Source organism: Parabacteroides chinchillae, from assembly GCF_900108035.1.
Classification (GTDB): domain Bacteria; phylum Bacteroidota; class Bacteroidia; order Bacteroidales; family Tannerellaceae; genus Parabacteroides; species Parabacteroides chinchillae.
On record NZ_FNVS01000004.1, the window covers coordinates 123,550 to 136,968 of the forward strand.

Annotated in this window: 11 protein-coding genes and 3 tRNA genes; 7 read left to right on the forward strand and 7 right to left on the reverse strand. The window is 40.7% G+C overall.

Annotated features, from left to right (window positions below):
* Positions 1-77: 77 nt before the first annotated feature.
* Both C4S38_RS04590 and C4S38_RS04595 read right to left on the reverse strand, forming a co-directional pair.
* The gene (locus tag C4S38_RS04590; RefSeq protein WP_099464438.1) at positions 78-1,073 is read right to left on the reverse strand and encodes a metallophosphoesterase family protein; all 996 of its coding nucleotides are present in this window, start codon (positions 1,071-1,073) and stop codon (positions 78-80) included.
* Between the two features lie 32 nt (positions 1,074-1,105).
* Positions 1,106-2,260 carry a Gfo/Idh/MocA family protein gene (locus C4S38_RS04595; protein WP_103982737.1) on the reverse strand — a complete coding sequence of 385 codons (1,155 nt, stop codon included), beginning with the start codon at positions 2,258-2,260 and terminating at the stop codon, positions 1,106-1,108.
* Between the two features lie 150 nt (positions 2,261-2,410).
* Here C4S38_RS04595 and C4S38_RS04600 point away from each other — a divergent pair, with 150 nt between their 5' ends.
* On the forward strand, positions 2,411-3,337 hold the full coding sequence (locus tag C4S38_RS04600) for a hypothetical protein (RefSeq protein ID WP_103982738.1): 927 nt from the start codon (positions 2,411-2,413) through the stop codon (positions 3,335-3,337).
* Positions 3,338-3,406: 69 nt separating this feature from the next.
* Here the strand turns inward: C4S38_RS04600 and C4S38_RS04605 are convergent, their stop codons facing one another.
* From C4S38_RS04605 to recO, 5 genes are all read right to left on the reverse strand, one after another.
* Positions 3,407-5,854 carry an ABC transporter permease gene (locus tag C4S38_RS04605; protein ID WP_103982739.1) on the reverse strand — a complete coding sequence of 816 codons (2,448 nt, stop codon included), beginning with the start codon at positions 5,852-5,854 and terminating at the stop codon, positions 3,407-3,409.
* A 271-nt stretch (positions 5,855-6,125) separates the two neighbouring features.
* A complete protein-coding gene (locus tag C4S38_RS04610) occupies positions 6,126-6,437 on the reverse strand; it encodes an STAS domain-containing protein (RefSeq protein WP_103982740.1) in 312 nt (103 codons plus the stop codon).
* 3 nt (positions 6,438-6,440) lie between these two features.
* Positions 6,441-6,857: an ATP-binding protein gene (locus C4S38_RS04615; protein WP_103982741.1), complete on the reverse strand. Its 417-nt coding sequence runs from the start codon at positions 6,855-6,857 to the stop codon at positions 6,441-6,443.
* A 99-nt stretch (positions 6,858-6,956) separates the two neighbouring features.
* Positions 6,957-7,028 (reverse strand) — tRNA-Arg (locus tag C4S38_RS04620).
* 68 nt (positions 7,029-7,096) lie between these two features.
* Positions 7,097-7,822 carry a DNA repair protein RecO gene (gene recO / locus C4S38_RS04625; protein ID WP_103982742.1) on the reverse strand — a complete coding sequence of 242 codons (726 nt, stop codon included), beginning with the start codon at positions 7,820-7,822 and terminating at the stop codon, positions 7,097-7,099.
* Positions 7,823-7,902: 80 nt separating this feature from the next.
* Here recO and C4S38_RS04630 point away from each other — a divergent pair, with 80 nt between their 5' ends.
* From C4S38_RS04630 to C4S38_RS04655, 6 genes are all read left to right on the forward strand, one after another.
* Positions 7,903-8,292, forward strand: coding sequence for a DUF2721 domain-containing protein (locus tag C4S38_RS04630; RefSeq protein WP_099464444.1), 390 nt, complete (start codon positions 7,903-7,905; stop codon positions 8,290-8,292).
* Positions 8,293-8,424: 132 nt separating this feature from the next.
* Positions 8,425-8,496 (forward strand) — tRNA-Glu (locus C4S38_RS04635).
* A 43-nt stretch (positions 8,497-8,539) separates the two neighbouring features.
* Positions 8,540-8,800, forward strand: coding sequence for a 30S ribosomal protein S20 (gene rpsT / locus C4S38_RS04640; protein WP_099464445.1), 261 nt, complete (start codon positions 8,540-8,542; stop codon positions 8,798-8,800).
* Between the two features lie 63 nt (positions 8,801-8,863).
* Positions 8,864-8,935: transfer RNA gene (locus C4S38_RS04645), tRNA-Glu, on the forward strand.
* Between the two features lie 650 nt (positions 8,936-9,585).
* Entirely contained in the window at positions 9,586-11,541 is a 1,956-nt protein-coding gene (gene gyrB, locus C4S38_RS04650) for a DNA topoisomerase (ATP-hydrolyzing) subunit B (protein WP_099464447.1), read from the forward strand.
* 77 nt (positions 11,542-11,618) lie between these two features.
* Entirely contained in the window at positions 11,619-13,391 is a 1,773-nt protein-coding gene (locus tag C4S38_RS04655) for a gamma-glutamyl-gamma-aminobutyrate hydrolase family protein (protein WP_103982785.1), read from the forward strand.
* Positions 13,392-13,419 lie beyond the last annotated feature (28 nt).

Below are 13,419 nucleotides of genomic sequence, written 5' to 3' on the forward strand. Positions count from 1 at the left end.
GATCATTTTACAAAACCATCGGGATGATTTGAAAAAATGATCGGGATCTTTTCAAAAAGGGTTAAATATATATCCGCTTATTTTCTTACAAAGTCATTTGGGAAAGTTGTCTCCTGCTCTACTCCTGCTTTAGTACGAATCCATGAACGGAAGGAACGTTCGCCTTCTTTCATTTCAATAACACGGGCACCATTCGGCACATGGTTGTATTCTGTATTACCTCCTGTGAAACGTCCGTAAGCCAACAAAATCCCTTTCCAGTAAACAGCATAATCATCATCATGATCATGGCCTACAAATACCCCCATGACATCCTTACTTTGTTTCATAGCCGTAAAAAGACCTGAATTCAACGGAGAACAGCAAACTACTTCCTTGCGAATGCCATACATACAAGAAGCCATGTCCGAAGCAGCCTGGGCATATTCGGGCAATGCTATATGGAAGAACGCCAAAGCAGGAAGAACCTCACCTCCATTGTTTTTTGTAAAACCCGCACTGCGGTTCAGATACCAGTTTATCTGATCAAATTTGATATAATCATATCCATCTACACCTTCCAGACCACTATAAGCATTAGAGTCAAAACAATACAGAACTGCAGCCGTTTTATTTCCATCCGAAGATTTAACCGGCAAAGCACAATTTCCTGTGCCGGATATTTCGGGGACCTCATCTACAGTGATATTATAAGGCATATCCGCAACAGCAGCAAACAATTGATCGTTCGTCATCCCCTGTTCATGATCATGATTACCAAAAGTAATAGCAAAAGGTATTTTACGGTCGGACACGGTCTTCAGCACATTCCGCAAATTCTGGTCAGCAGGTTTGCTGTAAATTATATCACCGGTAAAAACTACCAGATCCGGTTTTTCGACATCCAGCACTTGGTTCATACGTTCAAACGCAATGTCGGAACGTTGATCCTGCCACACAACATGCAAATCAGTAAATTGTACGATTTTAAACGTTTTATCTTTGTTGAATTTCAGTTCCGGCTTCTGGGCATATCCCAGAGAACAAACGCCCAGGCACAATAAGCCTAATGCAACAATTTTCTTTAAATCCATTTCCTACGTATTTTATATAAGTTTGTAATATGTTACTCTATCATTTTCACCCATTTCTCCCCACTCGAACCTGCAGCAACCATTGTCTCAATAAATTGCATGCCGCGTACGCCTTCCTCCACTGAAGGGAAATCCGAATATTCCAACTTTGGGACTTCTCCTTTTTGTAAAGATCGCAATGCCAAAGAAAAATTCCGGTATATATTGGCAAAAGCTTCCAAATAACCTTCGGGATGCCCGCCTGGAACCCGTGAATTATGAGCGGCAATAGCCGACATATACAAGTTTGATGTACGGACCATCTCTGCCGGACGACCGGGATAACGAAGAATCATAGTATTCGGTTCTTCCTGACGCCATTCCAAACCGCCTTTTTCACCATATATCCGTATTGTCAAATCGTTTTCTACTCCTGCCGCAATCTGGGTGGCTGTTAACACGCCGGCAGCTCCGCCTTCATAATGAATAAAGGCGGCACCGTCATCATCAAGACGGCGGCCAGGCACAAACGTATTCAATTCCGCACATATTTCAATTGCTTTCAATCCGGTTATATATTCCGCCAGGTTAAAAGCATGCGTACCGATATCACCCATACAACCGGCTTTTCCGGAACGCTTCGGATCTACACGCCAAGAGGCCTGCTTATTGCTTCCGGCACAATCATCATAAAGCCACCCCTGTATGTAAGAGACATAAATACGGCGAATTTTACCTAAATCGCCCCGCCGTACCCGCAACCGGGCTTCTTTAACCATCGGATAGCCGGTATAAGTATGGGTCAGGGCAAACAACAGGCCTGTATCTTTAACCTTTTGTTGCAACGATTTAGCTTCTTCCAAAGTAAAAGTCACCGGTTTATCCAACACCACATGGAAACCATGTTCCAATGCCAACATTGCCGGGTCAAAATGAAGATGATTAGGCGTAACAACCGATATAAAATCCATACGTTCACCTACAGGAAGAGAGGCTTCCTTTTCTATCATCTCTTTATATGTATTGTAAATACGATTTTCTGGCAAGAACAAAGAAATACCTGTACGTCTGGAGTTTTCGGGATCGGAACTAAAACATCCGCAGACCAATTCTATCTGTCCGTCCAGGTTAGCCGCCATGCGATGAACAGCTCCAATAAAAGAGCCTTCGCCCCCACCTATCATTCCCATCCTAAGTTTGCGATTCATGGTATTAACACTTTACACTACGATTAATTTCACGAGGTAAGCAAAACTAGATAAAAACAAAAGACCACTCTAATTTTCCGGCTTAATATTTTTTAAATACAGAAATATATGCTTCTTTTGTAAGCATATTTATATTAATCATTCCAAACTATGAAAAAGAGAACGTTACTGGCTTTGGCCGGTATTTTTTATCTGGCTGGTTGCCAAGCTTTGGATTCCGATGCCATTAAGACAGGTGAAAAACAATATCCAATCCGGTTTTCACTCCAGCTAAAAGAAGAAATCGTATCATTTCCATCCGTACGAAGCATTCCGGACTTGTCAATTCCTGATCCAATTAAAACAAATAAATCTCCGGAAGCAGGCGACAATCTTTTCAACAAAATCGAATATATCGTATATGACAATTCCGAAAATCCTGAAAAATTTATCCGGCATAAACAGTTCACTTCGGCAGATGACGACTTTACCATTATTTATGATTCCCTTCCTGCAGGAAATTATAAAATAGCATTTCTCGCCCACTCTTCCGAAGTTGTTGAACTTTCCGGGAACATGTTTAAATCAGATCAAGTTTCAGATGTATTTCATATTTGCGAAATAATACCTGTAGGAACTAACGATATCAATAAAAGCATAGAATTAAAGCGTGTTGTCAGCCGGATAGAATTTGTATCGGAAGAAATGGTTCCTGCAACACTAAAAAGTTTCGACATCGAAGTCAAACCTTATTTTAACCAGATTAATATTTTTACAGGAGAAGGTGCTACACAAACAAATACATATACTTTCCCTCACCTGTTTACGGATGAAGAAAAAGGTACGAATAATTTTACACATAGCTTCTATACATTCATACCTTACGGCAACCAAACAATATCCGCAACCTTAATTGCGACAGGCAATGATGGATCGCAGCATAAAAGGGAAGTCGGCAACATCACTCCTGTAATCAATAAAATCATTCGATATAGAGGAAAACTTTACTCACTGAAGAGTCCGGACGAAACATTCAGTTTAAGCGTTATAAATAATGGGGCATGGGATCAACCGGACAATGATATTCCTTTAGAATAAACAAAAAGTCAATAAAACCCTACCCAAGCCTACGATTTTTAACGCATTCCTGGGTAGGTTTGCATTCGGTTAATGCCCCAGTTTAGAAGCCGGATTTGCTGTTGCTGCACGATAACTCTGGAATGTAACCGTTAATGATGTAAGCAAAGCGATTATTAATAATGCTACGATAAATACCCATAAATAAACAGGTGTCTTATAGGCAAAGCTTTGCAACCATATATTTACCCCATAATAAGCAACAGGAATTGAAATAACGAAACAAACGAGTGTAGCCCGAAGAAAAGAAGAGTTTAACATCCAAAGAATCTGTCGAACTGTAGATCCAAATATCTTACGTACAGCAATTTCTTTTTCCCGGTCTTGTAATTCAAAAATAACCAACCCGAATACTCCGACCAAAGATAAAAACACCGCCAGAAGACATAGGATGGTAACCAATGCTCCTTGTTTTTGACTTTTATGGTAAAGCTTATCCAATACCGAATCAAAAAAATGAATATCGACCGGATATCCAGGCATTAACTCTTCTGTCACTTTGTGGATATGTTCGATCGCCGCCCGCGGATCTCCTCCGGCTATTTTCACATACGAATATCTTTCCGGTACCGTATGGCGATAATGATTCTTAGCCGATACCCAAAGCCCCAGCGGACGCAATTGCCTATACAAAGATTCATAGTGAACATCTTCAAAAATACCTACGATCTGCACCGGTATGTTATTATCAGAAATGTTTGTACCTACTATATCCGAGAGATCATTTATTCTTCCGGAAGTAAAACGGGAAGCTATATCCTTTGCCGCAGTTTCACTTAAGATACAGACAGGTTGACTATTACCCGGAGCTTCATCCGACGGACGGAAATATCGGCCGGCAATCATTTTAATATCCATTAATTCAGGGAAGCGAGAAGAAACACCAAACCAACTCATATAAGAATGTTGCCCCTCATAGCTATATCCTATAAAGGAACGGGACTCGTCCGAAACAAATTTAAACTCACTAAAGGCCACATCTCTGATATCCGGGCTCTCCAGAAGGCGGGCTTTGAACAGTTCACTTTTATTCAATGCCGCTCCCATACTTAATCTTACTTCCATGATATGGTCCTTATTAAATCCCAAATCAACATTTCCTATATATTTGTTTTGCAAAAAGACGAACAACGAACCGACAACCAATGTGATTGAAATAACAAACTGAAATCCGATCAGCAATTTCCGAGTATTCTTCGCTCTATCACTAAGTGCGAAAGTTTTATTCAGAGCCATCACCGGAGGGAAGGAGGTGATATAAAAAGCGGGATATATTCCGGCACACATACCACATCCTATCACAATTAATGACGTCATCGCTAAAATCCTCCAGTTGGAGAATAAATCTAACCGATGCCCCAACATATCTGCAATCCATTGAACATCACTTAAAAGAAAAACAAAAAACAGAGCTATAAAAAATGCCAGTACGGTAATTATTAAAGATTCCAGAACAAGATATCTCCGAAGCGTAGCATCCGAACTACCCAATACTTTTTGAATAGTAATCGACTTAGTGCGTATCGGAGCCAATGCAATAGAAAGGTTTATATAATTAACCATCGCAATACCAATAATCAGGACGGCTACAAAAAATAACATATTCGTCCTTAACTTATTGCCGACAGGAGCCGCATCTGCGCGTACCTGCTGGCCAAAATAAAGTTCAGCCAAAGGTCTGAGACGAATATCTTCAATCGCGAAATTTTTAAGAAACTCCTTGTTATTGGTCATATATTGATCAATGGTTGCAGGAACTGCTTCAGGAGATGACATCAACAGGTAACAATAATATGAACCGGTATTCCAATCATGCATCATTTCTTTTTCCATGATTGGAATATACAACGCATTTTTCAAACGGGTATTTCCCGGAAAATCACGATAAACCCCGCCGACTATATATGCCGGCTCAAAATGGAGTCCATATATGTCTGTACCTTCAGCACTTTCAAATTCTGAAAAGTAAACAGGTTTACCAACCGGATTACCTTCACCGAAAAATTTCCGGGCCATACTTTCCGATATCAATACCCCATCCGGATGGTTCAGGCAATCCGTACTACCGGCAACCATCTCAAAACCAAAAACTTTTGTATATCCGATAGTTATTCGTTCCACTTGTTCCATATAGCTCTTACCATCAACTTCTTTGCTGGTAGAAACACCTAAACGGACAGAGGAGTAAACCAGATTATTTGTAATAGCAGCTGCTTCTATACCGGGTGAAGCCGCAATAAAACGTTCAAGCTGTGGGCGCGAGAAATTAGCTTCCCATATCCCATCATTACGCATATTCTCTAGTTGAAATATTCTCTCTCTATCGGGTATAGATACATCAAAATTATATTCATAACTTACATGTATCCAAATCAGAATAAATAATACAAAAGCAAAACTCAACCCCAAAAGGTTAGTGGCTGTAGCCAACTTATAACGCGTTAGAACGTAAAGCAAATTTCTGAATGTACTTTGCATATTTAATTAATTTAGTTTTACCTGTAATAGCTATGACTTTATTCATAAATAATCAAAAAGTATGCCAAAACAAACAAACTATTAATTATCAACACATTAATATCACATATCACATTCAAAGGTGTCTAATTATTTGATAGTTGTGTAAAGAAATTAGACACTTTAGATATTAAACAAACTTGCCCAAGATTACGCTAAACTTGGGCAAGATTTTGCAGATTACACCAGGAGACGATTTTAAATTCATCCCCTTTTCTTATATAATCTTTTATTATTCAATTAAAAACAAAGCGGAAAAGCCAGTAACATCAAACACCTCTCTGATATCGTCATTCAGACCGTATAAACGCAATACTCCGTTTCGATGGGAAATTTTTTTCTGTAACAAAAGAAACACTCTCAATCCGGAACTACTTATATATTTAAGATCAGAACAATCCACTTTTACTTTCAAAGCCGTTCCGTTAAGAACAGGTTCTATTGTTTTTTCAAAATCAGCACTGCTATTCGTATCCAATCTACCGGAAACAATTACTACAACTTCCGGTCCTTCCGTAACTGTTACTTTCATATTACCATTCATATATTATGCTTTTATTTTTTTCTTCATAATCAAAACATTCTGTTTCTTTTCTCTCCTATAACTCACCTCATCCATTATCTGCTTAATTAAAAAGATCCCTAATCCGCCAATAGGACGTTCTTCTGCAGACAAAGTAATATCGGGATTTTCGCGTTTGGTAGGATCAAAAGCAATACCCGAATCTGTTAACATCAGGGTCAGCCAGCCTTTGTCATATGACACTACAATATTTATAGAACAACCTTTTTCGCCCGGTTTATATGCATAAAAAATAATATTGGATACTGCTTCTTCCAGAACCAGATTTAGTTTCATCCGGAATGCAGACGGCAGATGGAACTCTTCATCCACGACCTCCAGAAAATCATTTATCCGGTCTAATTCCTTAATATCATTTTCAATACACAATGTCTTTTGCATATATTCCCGAGTTTGGGGCTAAAGGTATCAAAAAAATAATTCCTTCCGAGAGAAAATAAAATTTCTTTCGGAAGGAATTATGATTTCTAGCGGATGTAGTAGTCTCGCCGGGAATCGAACCCGGATCTAAAGTTTAGGAAACTTCTATTCTATCCATTGAACTACAAGACCATTCCTTATTGGTGCGGCAAAAGTATAATCTTTTCCGCAAACTGGCAAGTATTCAAAGAGCAAACTACCTAATCAAACAGACTTTGCAACACCGAAAAAGATTTTATCTCCGGGAACTCCGGCAAATGCAACCGGTAATATTCTAATATACGCTCAATAATACGTACACGATCTTTACGGGAGAAGGTGAATAAGGACATATTTTCAAAGCTGATTTTCAACAAACGGGCAAATACCAGACTCTCTTCCCTGTTCAAATAATGACGGTGCACTGGTATTGAATCTATAAAAACCCCATTCAACATATCGAAATAATATCCCTGATTATGGGAATCCGCATTCGGATAAATACCTAAATAATATAACAGGCGAAGCAAAAAAACAAGATGAAAATTGGCAACTCCTTCTTCCGAATACTCCAACATTTGAATGGATTCATAAAGAAATCCAAACAGGCGGGCATCGGGTTCCGTATCTTTCACTACCCGGAAAAGAACCTCCGATAAGAAAAGAGCCAGCACATTTTTCACGGGATTGCAGAAAAGCGCTGTAAGCGGATAACATATTTTTGTTTCTTTAATCCGGTGCAAATCCCGCTTATTAAGATGCTCCACCTCCATTTCCAAGACGGACAAAGGCATAAACAGTGCTTTGGAAACCGTGCTTTTCTTTCCCCGGTTACGCGCAACCAGATAAGAAGCCCGTCCAAAAGCCTCCGTATACATATATATAATAGAATACTTATCGTTATACGGAATAGAATGCAAAACAATTCCCCGTGTTTTACTCAGCATAAATTTATATCTTTGTAGAGCAAAGATACAAAACAACAAACTATTATGTGTATCATCAGTTACATAAAAAAGAACAGATTATGTTAGATCTTACCACTCCATCATTATTGTTTTCGGCCATATCGCTCATATTGTTGGCGTACACAAACCGGTTCCTGTCGTATGCAAGTGTAGTACGCAACCTGAAAGAAAAGCATCAACAGACACACGATCCGAAGGATTTTGCCCAGATAGCTAATCTGAGGAAAAGGCTTTATCTTACACGTTCCATGCAGATACTGGGTATTCTTAGTTTACTCTTTTGCGTCATCGCTATGTTCTTTATCTATATTTCATGGCAAATAATTGCAGCATGGATATTTGGTGTTGCACTCCTGTTATTAGCAGCGTCATTATGCGTATGCATCTGGGAAATAAATATTTCCGTAAAAGCATTGGAAATACATTTAGAGGATTTAGGTTCTAAATAGAAGTTAAAACAAATACTTCTATTAAAATTTCCTTTGAAATGTTTTGGTAGTTTGACGAGATGATCTATCTTTGCACTCGCAATCGAGAAATCAACATTCTCAGAGTGCTAAAAGTGAGAGCTTTGACAGTTTGGCCCGTTCGTCTATCGGTTAGGACGCAAGATTTTCATTCTTGAAAGGGGGGTTCGATTCCCCCACGGGCTACAATAAACAAGATTAAAGAATAAATAGAGAGGATATCTAAGAAATGGCAAATCACAAGTCATCAATCAAAAGAATCAGACAAACAAATGCAAAACGTTTGCATAACAGATACTATGCAAAAACTGCAAGAAATGCAATGAGAGTTTTGCGTGCTACCGAAGACAAGAATGAAGCTCAGGCTCTGTTCCCGAAGGTATGCTCAATGTTGGATAAACTTGCCAAGAAAAACATTATTCATAAGAATAAGGCAGGTAATCTGAAGTCAAAGTTGGCTAAGCATGTCAACAAACTTGCACAAGCATAAGGTAAATACTTTATATAAAGTGTGAAGCCGGACTCTATTAAGCCCGGCTTTTTTAAACCTGACGGCCCGTTCGTCTATCGGTTAGGACGCAAGATTTTCATTCTTGAAAGGGGGGTTCGATTCCCCCACGGGCTACCCGATAAAGAGGACAAAGTTTAAATTTTGTCCTCTTTACGTATTTATAGTTACTGTAATTATTGTCGTTATTTTTTCATCCCGAACTGCCTAAAAAAACGACGGCACATACCAAGGAGAATTTCCTCAAATCCCAGCTTGCCATCTTCGGCATAAGTAGTCAAATGCTCCTGTTCCATCCGGCAAAGACTATGAAGCATACCGGTACAAAATAAAATATAAACATGAGTACTGGTTACCAAGACCAAACGGATATTCCGAAGCGGAAGTGGAGATATCTTACTTCACGGTAAAATCAGATGCTTTTCGGACAGTTCAAATGTACATAAGGGTGGCACGAACATTTAATATCAGTGATCAAAAATTTCCAGTTTTTCGCTTCTGATAATTAAATGTTCAAAAAAAATGCTGCCGGATGTCTTCCTCCTGACAACAACAGCAAAGATACTATAATTAATAAATAAAGAACACCTGCCTAACAGAAAGTTTACCCCGTTGCCTATCCTTTTCAACCGGGTTGCCTACCTAAAATACCCTCGAAAGGGTTTTCAGTATTTTCACACACCGAAAGGACTACCATGTCAATTATTTTCACTATATTTGTTAGCTTTTTATAGGCAGATAATTACTGATTAAAACAATATAAACTCATGAGTGAAGAAATTAAGAATACTGCTAACGAATACTCGGCAGACAGTATTCAGGTGCTTGAAGGGTTAGAAGCCGTACGCAAAAGACCGTCTATGTACATTGGTGACACCAGCGAAAAAGGGTTGCACCATTTGGTATACGAAGTTGTAGACAACTCGATAGACGAAGCTCTTGCCGGATATTGCTCTAATATTGACGTAATAATCAACGAAGATAATTCAATCAGCGTTACCGACGACGGCCGCGGTATTCCTGTAGATTTTCATGAGAAAGAAGGAAAATCAGCTTTGGAAGTAGTATTAACCGTATTACATGCCGGAGGTAAATTTGACAAAGGTTCTTACAAAGTTTCCGGTGGTCTGCACGGGGTGGGTGTGTCCTGCGTGAACGCTCTTTCCACTTATCTGAAAGCAGAAGTTCGCAAAAACGGGAAATTATACATGCAAGAATTTTCTTGCGGTAAACCTTTACATGATATAGAAATAGCAGGCGATACGGATGGAGTGGGAACAACCATTTCTTTCAAACCGGACGGAAGCATTTTCAGTGTCACCGAATACAAGTACGATATTCTGGCAACACGTTTACGCGAACTTGCTTTCCTGAATGCCGGTATTACGCTACATCTGACGGATAAACGCGTAAAGAAAGAAGACGGGACTTATAAATCCGAAACTTTCCATTCGGAAGAAGGCTTGAAAGAATTTGTCCGTTACATAGACCGCTCCAAAGAAAAGTTGATCCAGGATGTTATTCATATCGTGACTGAGAAACAGGGCATACCCGTAGAAGTGGCCATGACTTACAATACGTCCTACAACGAAAGCGTATTTTCTTACGTTAACGACATCAACACGATAGAAGGAGGTACTCACCTGGCTGGTTTCCGCCGCGGTTTGACCCGTACGCTAAAGAAATACGCAGAAGATTCAAAATTGCTGGAAAAGGCAAAAGTTGAAATCCAGGGAGACGATTTCCGCGAAGGTCTTACCGCTGTCATTTCTATCAAAGTAGCAGAACCCCAGTTTGAAGGACAGACAAAAACAAAGCTGGGCAACAGCGAAGTAACCGGAGCCGTAGATCAGGCCATCGGTGAAGCACTGGGATATTATCTGGAAGAACATCCGAAGGAAGCCAAAATAATTGTAGACAAAGTAATTCTGGCAGCACAAGCTCGTCAGGCTGCACGTAAAGCCCGCGAACTGGTACAACGTAAATCTCCAATGACAGGTGGAGGTCTTCCGGGCAAACTGGCAGACTGCTCATCTAAAATTGCTGCTGACTGTGAATTATTCCTTGTCGAAGGAGATTCTGCTGGTGGTACGGCCAAGCAGGGACGCGACCGTAACTTCCAGGCTATTCTCCCGCTTCGTGGTAAGATTCTGAATGTCGAAAAGGCAATGGATCATAAAATATTTGAAAGTGAAGAAATCCAGAATATTTTCCGTGCCATGGGAGTTACCATCGGAACAGAAGATGACCCGAAAGCTCTAAATATGGATAAGATACGTTACCACAAGGTAATTATCATGACCGATGCCGATGTGGACGGAAGCCACATTGCAACATTGATCCTGACCTTCTTCTTCCGCCGTATGCGTGCTCTGATAGAGAACGGATATGTTTATCTGGCTACTCCCCCGCTCTACTTATGTAAGAAGGGTAAAGTGGAAGAATATTGCTGGACGGAACAACAACGACAAGCTTTCATCGACAGATACGGTAATGGTAATGAAAATCAGATCCACACCCAACGTTACAAAGGTTTGGGAGAAATGAACGACCACCAATTATGGGATACAACAATGAATCCGGATAACCGTACTCTGAAGCAGATCACTATCGATAATGCCGCCGAAGCAGACCAGATATTCTCTATGCTTATGGGTGAAGATGTTGGCCCGCGCCGCGAATTTATTGAAGACAATGCAACATACGCTAAAATTGACGCCTAAACAGTTGACAGGTGACAGGTGCGCAAGTGGTATTTTAACTGTCAACTGTCAATTGTCAACTTAAAAAGAATATGAATATGAAGATCCGTCGTCCGAATTTAGAAACCTTATATAGGGAAGTTGATCAGTTTATACCGTTAAAAGGAAGCCTTCAACCTCCACGCATAGGAATTTCGGCTAATCGGAAAGACGGACTTTCCTGTATAGCCGAAACATACGTACAATCCGTACTGGCAGCCGGAGGAGCTCCGGTTCTTATTCCGGTCATTACGGATCTGGCAGCACTAACAGCTATCATTTCCAACCTGGACGGGCTATTAATGAGCGGAGGTGGAGACATCAACCCGCTTTATTTGCTTGAAGAACCGATACCCCAGCTACAGGATGTGGACACATACAGGGACGAATTCGACTTGATCCTGCTCCGCCTTGCAATCAACCGCCAATTGCCTATTATGGGCATATGCCGCGGGCATCAACTTATCAATGTAGCATTCGGAGGCAGTATTTACCAGGATATTCATTCGCAAAGCGACCATAAATTATTAAAACACAGCCAGAGTCTGGCACGTGAATTTGCTTCGCATACCGTCAGTCTGGACGAAAGCGAAAGCAAACTCGGCAAGATATTAAAGGAAGACCCGATACTCGTAAACTCTTTCCATCACCAAGCAATAAAGGAAGTTGCTCCTGAGTTTATCGCTACGGCAACGGCTCCCGACGGAATCAACGAAGCGATAGAACATCCGGAAAAAACAATTTTCAGTGTACAATGGCATCCTGAAGCCATGGCACCAAATGGTGACGAACAGATGCTGAAGCTATTCAGATATCATGTTGATACAGCCCGTACATTTGCCCGGGCGAAAGAGATTCACAACCGTAACGTCACTATAGACTCGCACACAGACACGCCGATGATATTTCCGGGCGAATTCAATATCGGCATGAAAGAAGGCGGAAAGGTGAATCTTCCTTTTATGGAGGAAGGGTTGATCGATGCGACCTTTATGGTTGCCTATATTCCACAAGGACCAAGAGACGATATTTCTTCACAGAAAGCCACCGACTTGGCAATAAACCGTCTCCTTGAAATCCGCCGCCAGCACATGTTGAACCGTACACGTATGTGCATTGCCCATTCTCCGCAGGAAGTACATGTACTAAAAGCCGCCGGCAAGAAGTCCATTTTACTAGGTGTGGAAAACGGATATGCCATAGGTAAGGACATTGCGAACATTGCACGCTTCAAAGAACTGGGTGTAACTTATATTACCCTTTGCCATAACGGTGATAATGATATTTGCGATTCTGCCCGGGGAAATGGAGAATGGAACGGCCTCAGCCCCTTCGGAAAAGAAGTAATACATGAAATGAACCGGCTTGGTATCATGGTAGACGTCTCGCATGCTGCCGAAAGCACATTCTATGATGCGCTGGAAACCAGCCGTTATCCGATTATCGCTTCCCACTCTTCTGTCCGTGCCCTTTGCGATCATCCGCGTAATCTGACGGATGACCAGTTGAAAGCACTGGCCGAACACCAGGGAGTGGTACAACTCTGCCTTTACAAAGGTTTTATCAATAAAGATTCAGAAAAGGCTTCACTCAGTGATGCCATCCGCCATATCAACCATATCGTAAACCTGATTGGAATAAACCACGTAGGCATTGGTTCTGACTTTGACGGCGACGGCGAGCTAATCGGTTGCCGTGCAACCAACGAGTTGATAAACATCACAGTTCGTCTGCTGGAAGAAGGATATACTGAAAATGAAATAGCTAAAATATGGGGCGGCAACCTGCTGCGTGTAATGAACAAAGTACAATACGGCCCCGATCACGAATAAAAATAATTAACAGGTTATAATCCCAAAC